At 65.9% G+C, this 16,558-nt stretch carries 14 protein-coding genes; 2 read left to right on the top strand and 12 right to left on the bottom strand.

Annotated features, from left to right (window positions below):
• The 12 genes from LJE63_05715 to LJE63_05660 form a co-directional block, all read right to left on the bottom strand.
• The coding region (locus LJE63_05715; GenBank protein MCG6906105.1) for a hypothetical protein at nucleotides 1-146 on the bottom strand (146 nt) is incomplete at its 3' end.
• Complete coding sequence (locus tag LJE63_05710; protein MCG6906104.1) at nucleotides 143-994, bottom strand: alpha/beta fold hydrolase; 852 nt, start codon at nucleotides 992-994, stop codon at nucleotides 143-145. The genes LJE63_05715 and LJE63_05710, both read right to left, overlap by 4 nt.
• Nucleotides 969-2,426, bottom strand: coding sequence for an AMP-binding protein (locus tag LJE63_05705; GenBank protein MCG6906103.1), 1,458 nt, complete (start codon nucleotides 2,424-2,426; stop codon nucleotides 969-971). The genes LJE63_05710 and LJE63_05705 overlap by 26 nt, the downstream gene beginning before the upstream one ends.
• Nucleotides 2,423-3,538, bottom strand: coding sequence for a hypothetical protein (locus tag LJE63_05700; GenBank protein ID MCG6906102.1), 1,116 nt, complete (start codon nucleotides 3,536-3,538; stop codon nucleotides 2,423-2,425). Before LJE63_05700 ends, LJE63_05705 begins: the two co-directional genes overlap by 4 nt.
• A 355-nt stretch (nucleotides 3,539-3,893) precedes the next feature.
• Nucleotides 3,894-4,784 carry a 1,4-dihydroxy-2-naphthoyl-CoA synthase gene (locus LJE63_05695; GenBank protein MCG6906101.1) on the bottom strand — a complete coding sequence of 297 codons (891 nt, stop codon included), beginning with the start codon at nucleotides 4,782-4,784 and terminating at the stop codon, nucleotides 3,894-3,896.
• A gap of 71 nt (nucleotides 4,785-4,855) precedes the next feature.
• Nucleotides 4,856-6,592 (bottom strand): 2-succinyl-5-enolpyruvyl-6-hydroxy-3-cyclohexene-1-carboxylic-acid synthase, encoded by a 1,737-nt coding sequence (gene menD, locus LJE63_05690; GenBank protein ID MCG6906100.1) that lies wholly within the window; start codon nucleotides 6,590-6,592, stop codon nucleotides 4,856-4,858.
• A gap of 4 nt (nucleotides 6,593-6,596) precedes the next feature.
• Nucleotides 6,597-7,904 carry an isochorismate synthase gene (locus LJE63_05685; GenBank protein ID MCG6906099.1) on the bottom strand — a complete coding sequence of 436 codons (1,308 nt, stop codon included), beginning with the start codon at nucleotides 7,902-7,904 and terminating at the stop codon, nucleotides 6,597-6,599.
• Nucleotides 7,905-8,110: 206 nt separating this feature from the next.
• Entirely contained in the window at nucleotides 8,111-8,527 is a 417-nt protein-coding gene (locus LJE63_05680; GenBank protein ID MCG6906098.1) for a response regulator, read from the bottom strand.
• A complete protein-coding gene (locus LJE63_05675; GenBank protein ID MCG6906097.1) occupies nucleotides 8,487-10,391 on the bottom strand; it encodes a hypothetical protein in 1,905 nt (634 codons plus the stop codon). The genes LJE63_05680 and LJE63_05675 overlap by 41 nt, the downstream gene beginning before the upstream one ends.
• Nucleotides 10,392-10,531: 140 nt before the next feature.
• On the bottom strand, nucleotides 10,532-11,458 hold the full coding sequence (locus LJE63_05670) for a transporter substrate-binding domain-containing protein (protein MCG6906096.1): 927 nt from the start codon (nucleotides 11,456-11,458) through the stop codon (nucleotides 10,532-10,534).
• A gap of 214 nt (nucleotides 11,459-11,672) precedes the next feature.
• On the bottom strand, nucleotides 11,673-13,577 hold the full coding sequence (locus tag LJE63_05665) for a GNAT family N-acetyltransferase (GenBank protein MCG6906095.1): 1,905 nt from the start codon (nucleotides 13,575-13,577) through the stop codon (nucleotides 11,673-11,675).
• Nucleotides 13,574-14,401 (bottom strand): DUF169 domain-containing protein, encoded by an 828-nt coding sequence (locus LJE63_05660; GenBank protein MCG6906094.1) that lies wholly within the window; start codon nucleotides 14,399-14,401, stop codon nucleotides 13,574-13,576. Before LJE63_05660 ends, LJE63_05665 begins: the two co-directional genes overlap by 4 nt.
• 420 nt (nucleotides 14,402-14,821) lie before the next feature.
• Between LJE63_05660 and LJE63_05655 the strand changes: the two genes are divergently transcribed.
• Nucleotides 14,822-16,108, top strand: a complete 1,287-nt coding sequence (locus LJE63_05655) for a GDSL-type esterase/lipase family protein (protein MCG6906093.1) — start codon at nucleotides 14,822-14,824, stop codon at nucleotides 16,106-16,108.
• Nucleotides 16,109-16,271: 163 nt separating this feature from the next.
• Entirely contained in the window at nucleotides 16,272-16,415 is a 144-nt protein-coding gene (locus tag LJE63_05650) for a hypothetical protein (GenBank protein ID MCG6906092.1), read from the top strand.
• Nucleotides 16,416-16,558 lie beyond the last annotated feature (143 nt).

The raw sequence follows: 16,558 nt of genomic DNA, 5'->3' as shown, positions 1-16,558 counted from the left end.
ACGAGGCGGTGGTCCACATGGTAGACGTCGATTTCCAGGCACGGCGCCCCCAGCTCCAGGGCCTTGCGGACGGAGGCCAGGGTGTTTTCCGGCGCGTGGCCGCATGCCCCGCGATGTCCGATGCACAGCAGCGCTTTGGGGTTCATTGGGTGTTCTCCAGCGGTTTGATGGCGGCCCGGGTGGGCAGCCCGAGGATCCGGTCGATCAGCGCGGCGACGGCATCCGGAAACTGGAAGTGCACGTTGTGGGAGGCAGCCTCGAAAGGGTGGCAGACCATACTGGGCAGAAGGCGGGCGGCGTCTTCGGCCGTCTTACGATACTTCTGATCCCGGCAGCCGAAGAGGTAGTGGATCGGCACCCCGCTGGCGGCCAAAAGCGGCGGGGTGAACGGCTGGCGGCCAAGGCCCAGCACGGCCAGGGCGCGGCACAACTCGGCCGGGTGGTTTTGCTTCTTGGCGCGGATCAGCGCCCCAAGACCGGGATGGCCGGCCAGGGTGCAGAAGAGCGGCAGGGCATGCCAGCGCCGCAGGAAGCGGGCGAAATCCCGCCGGCTCCGGACCTTTGCCAAAAGCGCCGCATCGGCGGCCCGGCGCCGGGCGCGCGCGCCTTCCTCCGCCAGGCCGAAGCCCGCCGACTCCAGGATGAGGGTGCGCACGCGCCCGGGTGCGGCCACCGCCATCAACTGGGCCACCCGCCCGCCCATGGAATAGCCGTAGAGGTGAAAGTGCGCCACCCCTAGCGCGGTCAGGTCGTCCAGCACCACCCGGGCCGCGCCGAGAACATCCTGCGGGCGCCTGTCCGCCGGCAGGGCGGAAAACGGGGACCCCCCGTGGCCCGGCAGGTCGGGCAAGAGGGCATCCACCGAAGCCCCCAGGCGGCGCGCCAGCGGCGCCAGCGCGTCGCCGGTTTCCATGAAGCCGTGGAGCAGCACCAGCACCCGCTCCCCGCCGCGAGGCCGGCTGCGCCAATTAAGGGTTGTCGCTTGGGGAGCCATGGGTCGCAGCCATCCGTTCCGCCCAGTGCCTCAGGGCGCTCCGGCCGGGTTTGCCGGCCGCCGCGGCCCCGGCGGCCGCCAGGGGCAAAAAGCGTTTGGGCACCTTGAAGCCCGCCAGCTTTTTTCTCAGGGCCGCCGCCAGAGCGGTCCCGTCCAGCGGGCCGGATGTCGCCACCAGGGCCCAGGGCACATGGCCGAATTCAGGGTCCGGCACCGGCACCACCACCGCCTCCAGAACGTGCGGCAGCGCCAGCAGATGGCCCTCGATTTCCTCGGGGTTGATGTTTTCGCCCCCCGCCTGGAAGATCAGGTCCGTTCGGCCCAGCACCACGAGATTGCCGCGGGCGTCCCAGCGACCCGTGTCGGGGGTCTGCAGCCAGCCGTTTTGCACCGGCCGGAGCACCCCGTCGGCTGTCAGGTAGTGGGAGAGCAGGGTCCTGCCCCCCACCGCGATTCTGCCGGCCGCATCCAGCCGCACCCGGCGGTGGGGTAGCGGGCGGCCGGCGGTCGCCAGGTCCTCGCGGGGGGCGTCCGGCGCCACGGCGGTGACCTGGGCGCAGGTTTCGGTGGCGCCGTAGGTGGGCGAAACCGGGATCCCCAGGTCGCGGCAGCGGTCCATGAGGGCTGCTGCGGGGGCGGCGCCGCCCACCAGAACGGCTCTGCAGCCGCGCAGGGCGGTGACGGCCAGGGGGTCGTCGAGCATGCGGAGCAGCTGGGTGGGCACCAGGGAGAGGAAACTCGGCCGCCGCGAGACCAGCGCTTCGCCGATTGCCGCCAGACTGGGGGGAAAGACAGCGGCAGCCCCGGCCAGCAGGCAGCGCACAAATACCAGCAGCCCCCCGACGTGAAACAGCGGCAGGCTCACCAGCCAGGTGTGATGCGGTTGCAGATCGTAAAATTGAACCGTGCCCTCGGCGCTGTACAAAAAGCTGGCGACGCTGTGGACCACCCCCTTGGGTGGCCCGGAACTTCCGGAGGTGAAGACCATCGCGGCCTCCCGCTCCAGCGGCACCACCGGCAGCGGTCGCCGATGGCCGTCCGCCGGCTGGCCGCCCCGGAGCGCCGAAAGTGCGACGGTGCGCTTGGCCACGCCAGGGATTTGGGGAACGTCGGTCACCAGCAGGTCAAGCGGCAGCCCTTCCGATACCGCCGTCGACGGTGCCTTCCAGTTGAGCGGCACGAATACGCCGCCGCACGCCCAGCAGGCCAGCAGGGTGATGAAATGCGCCGGCCGGTTGGCGGCCAAAAACCCCACCCGCCGGCCTTCCCGGATCCCCAGGGCCCGCAGCCCGGCCGCAGCCCCGGCGACCCGCCGGCCGACCGCGCGCCAGCTCAGGCTGCTGCCGGCCTGCAGGATGGCCGGGCGCTCCCCGTGCCGGGCGAAGTGCGCCGCCAGGTCCAGACCAGCCGCGGTCCAACAGGCCGTTCTCACGGCGCCACCCGGCGCACGACGTCGGTGTTCAAGCCCAGCCTGCCGCTTCCGGCCCAGGCTGGCAGGTGCAGGCGTCCACCGGCCACCAGCGGGGATTCGGTGACGACGTCGGCGTCAAAATAGCCCAGGGTGTCCAGGCCGTGGGCGGTGCGGGCCGTGGTGGGCGACATAGCGGCCAGAATTCCCAGGAGGGTCAGGGTGATGCCGGTGTTCCAGGCGGAGCTGAGCACGATTTGAGGACTCTCGGGTCCGGCGGTGGCCAGCAGCCGGCAGAGAGGGTGCAGGCCGCTAAAGAGGGTCGGCTTGAGCACCACAGCCCCGCAGCACGCCGGCAGGCATGTGAGGTCGGGGCGGGCGGGGTCCAGGTAGCGGCCCGCCAGTTGGTCCGCGGCCAGGGTCCAGGGCACACCGGGGGCGGCCTCCAGGCCCTCCCCGCGCAGCGGCTCCTCCACGTATTCCACCGGCAGGGAACGCAGCCCGTGGTGGTAGCGGCGGAGGGCGGCGGCCGTTAGAAGGCGGTTGCCGTCCAGGCGCAGGCTGACCGCCGCGCCCAACCGGGTGCAGAGATCGCGGATCCGTCGGATCTCGATCTCCGGCGGCAGTTGTCCGATCTTGACTTTGACCGTCGTGACCCCCGACCGCCGCAGGCGGGCGGCCTGGCGCGCCGTGTCCTCCTCCGGCAAGAAGAGGCCGTTTACGGGGATACCGGCGGCTGCCGCCGGGCTTTCCAACAGATTCAGGCGGTGCGGGGCGCAGCCCGCGGCCAGAAAGAAAAGGGCGCTTTCCACGGCGAAGAGCGCATCGGGGTCGGCGTCACGCCCCGGCGCCGGCGGCAGCAGGCCCATCAACGGCGCCCGGGGGTCGAAGCGCGCCGGGTCCCAGGCCGCGCCGTCCAGCCGCTCGGCCCAGATGCGCAGCTCCGCCAGGCAGCGTCCCGCCGTGCTGTCGCGCCAGCCGGCAAGCGGCGCGGCTTCCCCGGCCGCCACCCTTCCGGACTCGTCTTGCAGCACCAGCAAGTGACCCGACCTGTGGGTTATCCGGGCGCGCCCCACGGGCAGCGGGGTGCGGCAGGGCAATTCAAAGGCAACCACCGTCGCCGTCACGATGCGCATGCAGGACCCTGTATAGAATTAAATTACCAATTCCCGTAGGTGTGGGTTTTTCAGAGATGATAAACCGGTTTCCATGGCTTCATGCAGCCGGCGTTTTATGCTCCATCGTCCCGGGCCGAGCATCGCAGCAGCCGGCGGGCCCTGTGGCTGTCTGAGCGCAAGCGAGTTCCACAGGGCCCGCCGGCTGCGAGAAGCGCAGGGCAGCCCGCAGGGCCCCGGGGCGCGGGCGGTTTCTTTTGGTTCGTTTTCTTTTCCGCAAAAGAAAATGAACACAAGCATACGAGAGTTGGGCAATCCCGGTCTCACCCCAGGGTACCCGTCAAAGTTCCCCTCTGCAAAAAACCGCACGGCGGGGTCAGAAGTGCCAGGGAAAGCGGGAAAAGTCCTTGGGGCGCTTTTCCAGAAAGGCGCTCCGGCCTTCCTGGGCCTCGTCGGTGGCGTAGGCCAGGCGCGTGGCCTCGCCGGCGAAGAGCTGCTGCCCGACGAGTCCGTCGTCGATCAGGTTGAAGCCGAACTTGAGCATCCGGATGGCCGTCGGCGACTTGGCATTGATGATCGCGGCCCACTCCAGGGCGGCGGCTTCCAGCTGTGCGTGGGGTACCACGCGGTTGACCATGCCCATCGCCAGGGCCTCCCGGGCCGAGTAGTCCAGCCCCAGGAAAAAAATCTCCCGCCCGCGCTTCTGCCCCACCTGGCGCGCCAGGTAGGCCGAACCGTAGCCGCTGTCGAAGCTGGCCACGTCGGCATCGGTCTGTTTGAAAAGCGCGTGCTCCTCCGAGGCGATGGTCAGGTCGCAGACCACGTGCAGGCTGTGGCCCCCTCCCACCGCCCAGCCGGGCACCACCGCCATCACCACCTTGGGCATGAAGCGGATCAGGCGCTGGACCTCCAGGATGTGCAGCCGCCCGGTGCGCGCCGGGTCGACGCCCTCATCCCCCGCGTAGTAGTAGCCGTCGCGGCCGCGGATGCGCTGGTCGCCGCCCGAGCAGAAGGCCCAGCCGCCGTCCTTGGGCGAGGGCCCGTTGCCGGTCAGCAGGACCACCCCGACGTCGGTGGTCATGCGGGCGTGGTCCAGGGCCCGATAGAGCTCGTCCACGGTCTGGGGCCGGAAGGCGTTGCGCACCTCGGGGCGGTTGAAGGCGATGCGCACCGTCCCGTGGGCCTTGGCGCGGTGATAGGTGATGTCGCTGAAGCCGGTGTCGGGCACCGCCTCCCACGCGGTCGGGTCGAAAATTGCGGATACCATGCCGTCCTTTCTGCCGGTTGGTTTGCAACCGGCGGCCGCGCGCTCCAGGGCGGCCCTTGTCGCTTGCGCTCTCAGGTGGGGGGCGTCAGCCGGACCGCCTGGATTTGGTGGAAGATTGTCAGATCCGTTTCCGGCGCCAGGGCCACCTCCAGGAGCCGGCTTTGGCCGCCGGCGAGGGCGGCCTCATAGCCGGCGGTCAGCTCCCCGGGGGTCGTCGCCAGGCCATAGGGCAGACCGAACTGGCGCGCGACATCGGCAAAGTGCATGGCGTGCGGGGTGGTGACCCACGGCGTGGCGATTTCGGGGTGACGGGCCACCGGCAGCCGGTCGAAGATCCGGCCGCCCTGGTTGTTGACCACCACAATCACCACCGGGGCCGCGCTCGCCTTGGCGAGCAGCAGCGAATTGAGGTCGTGCAGCAGCGAGACGTCCCCGAGCACGGCCGTGACGCGCCGACCGGCGGCCTCGGCAAAGCCCACGGCGGTGGCGATCTGGCCTTCGATGCCGCTCACCCCGCGATTGGTGATCACCCGCACATCTTTTGGGCCCGTCACGCGCAGCTGGTTGAACACCCGGATGGTGAGCGAGTTGCCTAGAAACAGTCCTTCCCCGTCCGGCAGAGCCTGCCACAGGATGCGGGCAATGGCGGGAAAACTGAGCACCTCCGCCGGGGTCGCCGCCTGGATGGCCGCCCAGAGGCGGTCCATGGCGGCCAGCAGCTCTTCGGCGGGGCCGGCGTCCGACGGGGCCAAGCCGGAGAGGTCGAGCGCGCGGCAGAAGCCCCGGATCGTGGCACGCACCCGCAAGGCCGCCTGATGCGAGGGATCGCGGTAGCCCTGGCGGGGGCTGACCACCACCAGCGTCCGCCGCTCGCGGTCCAGCAGCCGGCCGTAGTAGTTTTTGGAGACCAGGCCGGTGCCCAACTGCAGGATCGTGCGGGGGTTGTAGACCCGGACCAGGCGCAGGGCTTCGGGGTGATCCAGGCTGAAGAGGCGCCCGGTCCCCGGCAGCCGCCCCCGCAGGGAGGCGCCCACGTCGCAGTAGATGGGCCAGCCCAGCGCGGCGGCCACGGGGCCGACGGCCGTCGCGTCGTCCCGGGGGTCCACCCGCCCGATCACCACCAGGCCGCGGCTTGCGGCGCGCAGGGTATCGAGCACCGCCCCAAGGTCCGTCGGCACGGCTTCCACCGGGGTGAAAAGCGTCTGCGGGCCGGCGGCGGCCGGCCGACTTGCGGCGGACGGGCCGCGGGGCCGGGGTTCGGCGCCGGGTGGGGGCAGCAGCGGTTCGCGGAACGGGCAGTTGACATGCACCGGACCGTCGAAGATCGCGGCGGCCTGGTCGAGCTTCATGCGCAGCGCGTGCGTCGGGTAGGGCGCGGACGGGCAGGGCAGATCGAGGAGCATGCGGCAGAAGCCGCCGAAGACGCCCACCTGGCGAATGGTCTGGTTGGCGTCGCTGTCGATCAGCTCCGGCGGCCGGTCGGCGCTCAGGACGATCAGGGGCAGCTCGTCGCGGTGGGCCTCGATGACCGCCGGGAGGTAGTTGGCCAGGGCGGTGCCCGACGTGCAGACCACTGCGGCCGGCCGGCCGGTGGCGCGGGCATGGCCCAGAGCGCAGTAGGCGCCGCCGCGCTCGTCGACGGCCAGCCTGATGCGGGCGCGCGGCTCGCGGGTCAGGGCGGCGATCAGGGGCACATTGCGGTTGCCCGGCGAGATATAAAACACCCCGACGCCGTTTCGGACCAGTTCATCAATGATGACGTCCGCCCAGCGTGCGTTCAGCTCCCCTTCGGTCTCCGGCCGCGACATGGGCTCACCCCTTGTGGTGCGGCCAGAGAAAGGTGCCCATCTTCTGCTCGGTTTCGGCCCATTCGGCCCGGGGCTCGGACCCGGCGACGATCCCGGCGCCGGCGTAGACGTGCAGGTTCTGACCGTTCAGCAGGGCGGAGCGCAGGCCTACCGCAAACTCCGCCTCGCAGCGGTTCATCCAGCCGATGGGCGCGGCATAGCAGCCGCGTTCGAAGGGTTCGCACGCGCCGATGCGCGCCATGGCGTGCGCCGTGGGGGTGCCGCCCACGGCGGGGGTGGGGTGCAGCGACAAAACCGCCTCCAGCGGGGTCATGCCGTTTTTCAGCATCCCGCAGTAGCGGGTGACGATGTGCTGCACGCCGCAGAGTTTGACCACCGCTTCACGGGCGAGGACGTCATAGGTCCGGCAGTGCTGGCCGAGGCGCTCCTCCATGAAACACGACACGATGCGGTGCTCCTGCAGCTCTTTGGGCGACTGCAAAAGGTCGCAGGCCAGACGGCGGTCCTCTTCGGGGGTTTTGCCGCGGGGCCGGGTGCCGGCCACGGCCTCGGTTTCCAGGCAGCCTAGCTGAAGCGAGAAAAGGCGCTCGGGCGAGCGGCCCATAAAGGCCGTCGCACTGCCGATCTGATGCAGGAAAACAAAGGCCTCGTCGTTGAAGGCGGCCAGGCGCGTCATCAGCGCGGCGATCTCCCAGGTGCCTTCCAGCACCTTTTTGCGCGACAGCACGATCTTGTCCAGCGCACGGCCCTGGATTTCGGTGAGCGCGGTTGACACCATCTCGTTCCAGATCATGGGCTCGGGAATGTCGTGAACGGCCGTGATGCGGGGGGCCCCAGGGGCTGCCGGGGGCCTGCGGCGCCCTTCGAGATGTTCAAGGGCCGCGTCCAGGGCCGTGCCGCCCGGTCCATGGACGCTGACCCGCAGGCCCTCGGCGGTCCGGATGAATTCAACCAACGGGATGTGGAAGCGGAAACGGCGGAACCCCCGCCATTCCGGCGAACGGTAGCCGCAGGGCAGAAATTTCATGCCGCCGTAAACCCGCTGCTCGGGGGTGTGCCGCCAGATGCCCTGCAACCCGGCGGCCACCTCGGGCAGGTGGTCGGAGGCCACCACAACGGCGGCGCCGAGCCCGCCGATTTCATAGGCCCCCTGCTTGTGGCGGAAGTAAAAGCGCTCCGGCACGTCGTAGGACAGCACCCACCCGAGAACATCGAGCGCTTCGTCCAGGCGGATCTCGCGGCGGGCAGGGGTTCCGGGACCGGAGGTTTCCCGCGCTTTCTGAAATAGGGTGGTTAGGGCCGGAAAAGGCATGGTCTTTCGTGTGCAGGGAGGTCGCAAGGACGCCCTCCCGGTTGGGTCGTGGCCGGCCCCGCCCTTTTTGCGCAGGTGCGGGGCAAAAAAATGCTACTACCACCAACCCCTTTTGGAGGCAACGCTTTTTTGACCGTCCCGCTGCGCTCCGGGCCGGGGGCTGGCGCGCCGCAAATCCTGCCGGGGCGCTGCTTGCACCGCTGGCTTCACGGGGGCGTGTGGGCGGGGAGCTTTTCGGACCCGGTCTCCCGGCGGGAGCGGATGTTTTCGATCACCTGGCGGATGGCCTCCAGGCGAAAAGGTTTGGCCAGGAAGGCGAAGGCCCCCGCTTCCTGGGCTTCGACCCGGGTCTGATCGGTGCCGTGGCCTGAAATCAAAATCACCGGAATTTCCGGCCGGATCTCTTTGGAGCGCGCCAGAAAATCCAGCCCGCTGAGCCCGGGCATGCGGATGTCGACGATGGCCGCGTTGTAATCGCCCGCCTGGAGTTCCTGGATGCCCGCCAGCCCGTCTTTGACACACACGGCGCTGTGCCCCAGGAAGTCCAGAAGCATTTCCACGGTGCAACGGACGACCTCCTCGTCATCCACCACCAGGATCTTGAACGGCTCGGGAGTTCCCATTTTTTTCCTCGTTTCGGCCGGCGTGAAAGGGAAAGGTGACCGTAAAGGTGGTTCCCCGGGACGCCTCGGAGGTGAACCGGATGCTTCCGCCCAGATCTTCGATGATCGTTTTGCAGATCGAAAGCCCCAGGCCGGTGCCTTTGTCGGGGCCCTTGGTGGTGAAGAAGGGGTCGAAGACGCGCTCGCTAATCTCCGCCGGGATTCCGCCGCCGTTGTCCTCGACCTTGAACCCGGCGCTGGCGGCGCCGCTGCGGCAGGCGTAGAAGGTTGCAATCCGGATGCGGGGAATGAAGCCGGCGCCGTCGGTCTGTTTTTTGATTTCCAGGGCGTCGCGCGCGTTGGTGAGCAGATTGAGCAGGACCTCCTCCACCGAATAGGAATTGATCCGGACCGACAGCTGGATGTGGGCCAGCGCGGTTTCCAGGCGCAAGCCGTGGGCCCTGAATTGGGCCTTCAGAAGACTGATGCCGGATTGGACCACATCGTTGAGGTCCACCAACGAGGTTTCGGGTTGGCCGGATTCACGCGCAAACAGACGCACATGCTGGATGATATGAACCATCCGGTCGGCTTGCTCGAGGATGATGGCGGCTTTTTTGCGGGTTTTTTCCCGGGAAAAGCTGCGCTCGTTTTCGGCGCTGAGAACAATGAGCTCCGCCATCCCGCGAACCCCCACGAGCGGCTGGTTGAGCTCATGGGCGATGCCGGCGGCCATCTCGCCCAGAGACCGCAGCCGATCGGAATGCACCCGCAGCAGGCGCTGTTCTTCAAGGGTCTTCTCGATTTCACCGCGCCTGCGGATTTCCTCCTCCAACTGCGCGTTTTTGGCGGCCAGGATGGCCTGCTGGCTTTCGGAGGATTCAAACCGCGTTTTGAGAATCAGGTTTTGGGTGTTGACGCGCATCAGGGCGGCCAGCACCGCCAGAATGACGGCCGCCAGGGAGCCGGTCCCCACCAGAAGCTGCCACGGGGCCAGGTAGCCGGTGACTTTCCTGGCCGGAATACAGGCTATCAGGTAGAGGGGCGTGTTGCGGATCGGCAGACTGCTTGTCAGCATCGCCGTCTGTCCTTGGCTGCCGAAGGAGGCCTGCAAGACGTCAAAATCCTTCTCCAAAAGGCGCCTGATGCGCTCCGGGGTCACGTGCGACGCCATTGGACAGGGCGCCTTGCCGGGCGGGCAGATCAGCTGCCCGGCGGCGGTCATCAGGTGGGTGGGTCTGTCGCAACCCGGCGTTTCGTACTCTATAAGATGGTAGAGCGCGGCATGCCCCAACCAGACGAAAAGCCTACCGGCAAAGCGATTTTCGTGGAAGCAGGGGATGGTCAAAAGAATTTGGGCCCGGCCCGCCTCATCGGCCACCAGAACCTCGGACTGCTGCCGGGCCGGTTTCAGGTAAGTGCCGGCGGGCATCCGCGGCCCCCCATGGCTGGGCTCTGCGGTGTCCACCAGGGCGGCGCCCGAGGGGTCCATCAGAAGCAGGCGGGTGTAGATGGGGGTGCCGTGCAGACATTTCTCGGCGATGGCGCTCTCGAATCTCCGCTGAACGTTGAAAAGGCTCGCCTTCAACCCGTAGGTTTCCGACATGCCCAGGGATTTGTTGACGAAGAAGGCCGAAATTTCCGGCGAGCCGGCCAGCATCCGCAAATCGTATCTGCGCTCGGAAAAGAAGTAGGCGATGGAGACCGCCTGTTTTTCAAGGCCGAGGTGGTGGCTCTCCAGGTTGGATTCACGCAGGGCTTTCTGGCTGCGGTAATTGGAAGCCAACAAAAATCCGATGAAGGCCACCAGCAACAGGCAGCCCACCAGCAGTCCCAGGGGTTTTCTACAGGCCCCTGAAACCTGTTTTTCAAACGGCCCAGGCATCCTGGTCCCATGAACGGAGAGCTGCAGCCAAAGGGGTCTCCAAAAATCGCGGCGCGGGCTGCCCAGAAAGGTGCGTCAACCTCAGCCGGACAAGGGCCGGATTGGTTTTTTCAGCGCGATCCGTGATAGCGGGACGGATCTCAGCCTTTGAAAAAGCCGCCGTAGTAGCTGAAAACGGAAGGATAGTATTTGCGCACGAGGGAATCATAGCTCCCGTCGGCCTTTAATTTCTCGAAAAACACATCAAACGCCCGGCGCAGGTTGGGGGCGCTCTTGGGAAAAGCGCAGGCCATCTCCTGGGGAAGGGAAATCGGTCCGATGACCTTGATCTTGCCGGGCCATTTTTCCAGGGCGATCAGCGCCACCGGCACATCCATCAGGGTCGTTTCCGCCATCCCGGCCATCACGGCCGGGATCATCTCGTCCAGGTTGCGGTTTCCCGGGAAAAATGTGACCAGCGCCCCGACCTGGTCCAATGCGTAGAGCGCGGGATCCAGGCAGCTTTCCTGCAAACCGAGGACGCTTTTGCCCTGCAAAAGCGCTTTGGCCGCCTGAACATCCCGGTGGATATCCCCTGAGGGGACAATCGGCCGCAGGGCCGAATCCTCCCTGGCGATTAGCCACACACCGGTGGGGAAGGTCGGCGTGGAAAAATCGACGATCTTTTGACGCCAGCCCAGGATTGTAAAACCAGCGGCGATCAGGTCGCCCCGCACGGGGGTCTCCGCGATGACCTGGATATCGTCGCCGTGGGCTGTGACCGATTTTCCGGTGAGATCGGCCACGATCCGGGGCCAGCTGGAGGCGACGAATTCGTATTGGACGCCCAGATGCGCGGCGAAAGAGCGGATCAGCTCGACATCCAGTCCGGTGTCGGGGCTGATCACGAAGTTGGCGTAGGGTATTCCGAGGTGTCGCAGCTTTCCGGCGCTGATAACCGCATCCAGGTCACCGGCGCCCACATCCCGGGCGCAAAACGCGAGCATGAGAACCCCCGTCGCCAGCAGCAGGCCCCCGACGATCGAGGCGGTCACCCGCCGTATGCCATTTTTCGGATAATCCCGCATGCCGCGTTTGTCCATTTTGGGTATCGAATCGGTTCACCCCGGGCCAACGCCCACCCCTCAGCGTCCGGTTTGCGGGCAAAAAATCATCTCCTGTCTAACCTGCCATTTTTCTTGGCTATTTTCAAGTCAAAATTAAAAATCGGGGATGGGGCGTTTGACCCGGCCGGCCGGGGTCATGGGATCCTGCCGCAGTTCTTGTCCCGACCCAAGACCTTCAGCGCCCGGGGGCCTGGGAATCGCCGGCGGCTGCTGCCGGTGCTGTGAACTCCAGCGTGACCTGATAGACCCCGTGCACCAGCCGGGCCTGCAGGGCGCAGTCCGCGATCTTTTCGAAAACCCGCAGCATGCTCTTGTTCTGGGAGAGGACGTCCGCGGTGAAGCCTTTGAGTTGGCGCTCCCGCCCCAGGCGGCTCAGCATCCGGCACATGAAGGTGGCGACCCCGATGTTCTGATAGTCCTCGTCCACCACGAAGGCCACTTCGGCATACGGGTCGTTGGGCTCCTCCCGGGCAAACCGGGCTTCGGCGATCACCCGGTCGTGCCCGGGCGCGCCCACCACCCCGACGATGGACAGCACCCGGTGGTAGTCGACGTTGACGTACTCCTGCATGCGGGCGTGGGGCATGATCTTGAGCGGCGTGAAGTAGCGGGCGTACACCGTTTTTTCCGAGAAGCGGTAGAAGAGGCGCCGCATCTCCTCCTCGTCCGAGGGCTTGATGGCCCTGAAGCGCACCGCCACTCCGCCCGCGAAGGTGTGCTGCGCGGTGATTTCGGCCGGGTAGAGATGCGCACTCTGCGCCAGGTAGATCTGGTCCGGGTAGATCACCCGCCGTTTTTTGGCCTCCGCCACCAGGGCCGCGCGGTCATCGGGATGGGCGATGTCGATCAGCGCCTGGGCGCGTTCCCGCACGCTGCGACCGTTGAGGCTGACGATGCCGTATTCGGTCACGATCATGCTGACCGCCTCCCACAGGCTGAACTGGTTGGGGAACTCGCGCACCGAGGCGAGGATGTTGGGCTCGCCCCCGCGGTTGCGGCTGGGCAGGGCGAAGATGGTCCGCCCGCCTTCCGAGAGCAGCGCGCCGTTGAAGAAGTCCACCACCTCGCCCGGGCCGGAGCCCACGTTGCCCTGGCCGGTGTGCAGCGCGATGCGCCCGGAGAGGTCCACCTTGCGGGCCGGCAGGACCGCCACGTAGCGTGGGTTTTGGCTGATATACAGCGGATTGAAAACGCGCTCGATGGACTGGAATTCCACCAGCGGATTGTTGTCCAGCCAGGCCATCAGCGCGCTGGTGCCGATGGCGTAGGAGGTCAGGGACTTTCCCGGATAGGTCCGCTGGTAGCGATTGGTCACCGCGCCGCATTGAACCAGGTCCATGAGGTTGTCGAAGAAAAACGGGGTGTGGATGCCCAGATCGCGCTTTTGGGCCAGGTGGCGGGCCAGCGCCTCGTAAAGCGGGCCGATGGAAAACCCGATGCAGCTGCCGTCCTCGATGGTCGCGGCCACGTTGGCGGCCACCTTTTCGTAAACGGCGTCCGGTTTCCAGCGGTCGAAATAGATCGGCGGCTGGCCGGCCTCCACCAGCAGGTCGAAGGCCGAGATGTGGACAAAGGTGTCACCGAAGGTCCGGGGCACCCACGGGTTGATCTCGCCCACCACCAGCGAGGCCTGCTCGATGGCCAGTTTGGCGACATCGATGCAGACCCCCAGGCTGCAAAAACCGGCCTCGTTGGGTGGGGTGATCTGGACAAAGGCGGCATCGATGGGGATCTGGCCGGAGCGGATGATGCCGGGAATCTGGTAGTAGCGGCTGGGAATGAAATCGGCCAGCCCTTCGGTAATGGCGGCGCTGGCCTCCCAGCCGGTAAAAAAGGTTTTCAGGCGATATTTTTCGCAATCCCGGGCTTTGAGGGCGATGGCGGCCCCCAGGCTGACCAGCTGAAACAGCTCCAGGTCTTTGAGGTTGTGGGCCGTGGACTCCCTCAGGTGCTGGAGCAGGGTGCGCGGCTCGCCCACCCCGGTGCCGATGAAGATCCGCATGCCGGGGGTGATTTTGGCCAGCACCGTTTCGGGTGTACTCAAGTGCCGCCGCCACGCCAGGGGGTTTTCAGGCGTCATTGCTCCCCCCGGGCTTTCAGCAGGGCTTTCCAGGTATGGCGTTCGAGAAAAGATCCGGCCACATGGCCCTCCATTTCCTGGAACATCGCAAACGGCAGGCTGAAGGTCTGGAGGTTGTCGCCCAGCTGGCGGCGCACGGCCACCCGCGCGGAGAGGTCGGTAAGCCCCACCACGGCCCGCGGGGTTTCGGACTGCGCCTCGCGCAAGGGGTAGATCCCGATGGTCTGGCAACCGGCGGCAAACGGGATGATGACGTTTTCGTTGTGGCCGCGGCCGTAGTTGGCCAGGACCACCAGGGCCGAGATCTGGTCGGGGTCGGCGAAGAAGGTGATGACCTTCGGGGGTTCGGTTGCCGGGTCCACCTCCCGAAGGGCTTTGAAGACCACGGCGGCGGCCGGGATGTCGGTGATGGGCAGGCAGTCGATGAATTTCTGCACCAGCGCCGGGGACTTGAGGTAGCCTTCGCCCTTGACAAATTCCTCATGGGCTTCGGGGCGCATGTGGGGCTTTATCTTTTCGGCCACCTGGCGGCCGGTTTCCCAGGCCGCGTTGCCCGATGAGAGGAAGTGGCAGAAGCAGGCCTGACCGCCGGGGAAGTTCCGGTACTGGTTGCCGAAGCCCATGCCGACCCCCCCGCCGAAGCACCCAAACGTCCTGCGGTCGCAGGCGGCGGATTGGCCCCGGGCGGCATGCGCCACCAGCCACATGATGCAGCCCCACTTGCCCTCCTTGAACCGGCGGGCGCCATCGGGTATCTCATCGGCCCACATCAGCGCCACCGGCTGGTGGCGCAAACGGAGGGCCTGTGCGATCTGACTTTGCATGGGTGTGCTCCTATTCGATGGCGAAGGCCCTCACCGGAAAACTGCCCATACCCCTGAACTTGACCGGGACCGCAAAGAAGCTGAAAACCTTCGGATGGTCGCGGCCGCACCAGGAGCCGTTGCCCTCAAGCTTCTCTTTTAGCGCCCTTCGCCCGGGGATGCAAGTACAGGGGGTGACCAGAGCTGTGGGCCGTTTTGGGGTCCCCGGTTCAGAGTACACCTGGTGTACCCGGGGATCGACGACAGTCGCCTGCCGCCAAGACCCCGGTCCCTGGCCCCCAACCCGGCGTTGGATCCAAAAATGGCTGGCTCTAAATACCCAATTATTGTATTGTTCGGGCCGTTGCATGGATAAATTAATTTCTTAGCTTATCCGATACCACGAACTACTGTTGCAAAACCTGAAATGGAAACCACTTTATGAAAACGAAATACCTCTCATTCTCCAGTTGGGCACTCTGCCTTTTCCTGGGAGTTGCCATAGTTTCACCGGTTAACGCCGCCATCAACATCATGCCGCTGGGGGATTCCATCACCCGGGGCAGCTCTTCAGGGGTGGGCGATCCGAGCTACATGGTTTCCTATCGCAAGGCTTTGTGGGACCTGCTTGCTGCTCGCAGCTATGAAGTGGATCTCGTTGGAACTCAGAATGATGGCTGGGGGATACCTGGTTTTGATGCGGATCACGAAGGCCATGGCGGCTGGCGCGACGATCAAATCGTAAACGGTAATCTTAACTACCCCAGTGATGGCAAACTGGCGGATTGGCTCCCGGCGGGGCAACCCGATATCGTGCTGCTCCACATCGGCACCAACGGGCTCGACCCGAGTCCCGACGGTTCCGACGACGTAGAAGACATCCTGGACGTAATTGACGCCTACGACCCCAACGTTTGGGTGATCCTGGCGCGCATCATCAACCGCAACATTTATAGCGAGGATACCACCACCTTCAATGACAACGTCGAGGATATGGCTAACGACCGGATCGCCAATGGCGATAAAATAATCCTCGTTGACATGGAGGATGGGGCCGGCATCGATTACGACCTGGTCACTTACACCCCTCCCGGGGATATGTGGGACAATCTCCATCCCGTTGAGACGGGCTACGCAAAAATGGCGGCCATCTGGTTATTAGCCGGCCTGCAAAAGATCCTGCCGGTGGCCAATGCCGGCCCCCATCAACAAGTATACGAAGGCGATGCCGTCACGTTGGATGCCGCCGCATCAACGGACCCGAATGGCACGATTGTTTCTTATTTTTGGGAACAACAACCGGGTGGAACGGCGGTGACCCTGTCCAGCGCAACGGCGGCAACGCCCACGTTCACAGCCCCGGACGTTAGTGTCAACGGGGAAGTGCTGACATTCCAATTGACGGTCACCGATTCCGACGGCCTTGAATCCTCAGCTACGACCCAAATATTCGTGGCCAACGACAACTGCCCCAACGACCCCAACAAAACCCAACCCGGGGTGTGCGGCTGCGGTATACCGGATACCGACGCAGACAGGGACGGCATGGTCGATTGCTGGGAAACGAAGTACGGCCTCAATCCAGGGGTCAACGACGCCAATGGGGATCTCGACGGTGACGGGTTTACAAACCTGATAGAGTTTAAAAGACAAACCGACCCAAGCGATCCCAATTCACAGCCCTCCAAGGCCATGCCTTGGCTGCTGCCGCTGCTGCTGGATGATTGACGGGTAGATCCAGCGCACCGCAGTTCGGTTTCAAAGGAGCCGCCAGGGGTGCCATCCAACCTTCGCATCCAAGCCGGCCAGAGTGCGCGCTATCCGTTCTGCGGGGCGGGGGGCTGAAGCTGGAGGCCATCCAGGTGATCGTCGGCGCCGCTGGCGGCCCCAAGTGGACCGCTTCCTTTTCGGCGGCTGGATCACCGGCCGCAGAAGGTCGCTCTACCTGGTGGGTTCCTCATCGGGGGCTTGGTGCTTCGCGGCGGCGGCCCAAGCCGACCCTCTGGCCGCCCTCGACCGGTTGGAGCGGGCTTAGATCGCCCCGCGCTGCGGCCCCCACCCCGCCCGCCGTGAGCCGCGAGGCCGGGCGCATCCTGGCGCACTACCTCAACCTCCCGGACGCTGGCTCGGGTAATGGACCACAACATTCAAGCATAAAAAAAAGAATTCGGCCTTCTG

The organism is Desulfobacteraceae bacterium, from assembly GCA_022340425.1.
Classification (GTDB): domain Bacteria; phylum Desulfobacterota; class Desulfobacteria; order Desulfobacterales; family JAABRJ01; genus JAABRJ01.
This window is presented reverse-complemented; position numbering and strand designations above follow the sequence as displayed.

What these genes read in the sequence shown, in the direction of transcription:
- LJE63_05665 (MCG6906095.1), bottom strand. Translation starts at nt 13,577, where the DNA reads ATGACGCCTGAAAACCCCCTGGCGTGGCGGCGGCACTTGAGTACACCC.
- menD (MCG6906100.1), bottom strand. Translation starts at nt 6,592, where the DNA reads ATGTCGCGGCCGGAGACCGAAGGGGAGCTGAACGCACGCTGGGCGGAC.
- LJE63_05700 (MCG6906102.1), bottom strand. Translation starts at nt 3,538, where the DNA reads ATGCGCATCGTGACGGCGACGGTGGTTGCCTTTGAATTGCCCTGCCGC.
- LJE63_05655 (MCG6906093.1), top strand. Translation starts at nt 14,822, where the DNA reads ATGAAAACGAAATACCTCTCATTCTCCAGTTGGGCACTCTGCCTTTTC.
- LJE63_05675 (MCG6906097.1), bottom strand. Translation starts at nt 10,391, where the DNA reads ATGCCTGGGCCGTTTGAAAAACAGGTTTCAGGGGCCTGTAGAAAACCC.
- LJE63_05670 (MCG6906096.1), bottom strand. Translation starts at nt 11,458, where the DNA reads ATGCGGGATTATCCGAAAAATGGCATACGGCGGGTGACCGCCTCGATC.
- LJE63_05660 (MCG6906094.1), bottom strand. Translation starts at nt 14,401, where the DNA reads ATGCAAAGTCAGATCGCACAGGCCCTCCGTTTGCGCCACCAGCCGGTG.
- LJE63_05710 (MCG6906104.1), bottom strand. Translation starts at nt 994, where the DNA reads ATGGCTCCCCAAGCGACAACCCTTAATTGGCGCAGCCGGCCTCGCGGC.
- LJE63_05695 (MCG6906101.1), bottom strand. Translation starts at nt 4,784, where the DNA reads ATGGTATCCGCAATTTTCGACCCGACCGCGTGGGAGGCGGTGCCCGAC.
- LJE63_05685 (MCG6906099.1), bottom strand. Translation starts at nt 7,904, where the DNA reads ATGCCTTTTCCGGCCCTAACCACCCTATTTCAGAAAGCGCGGGAAACC.
- LJE63_05680 (MCG6906098.1), bottom strand. Translation starts at nt 8,527, where the DNA reads ATGGGAACTCCCGAGCCGTTCAAGATCCTGGTGGTGGATGACGAGGAG.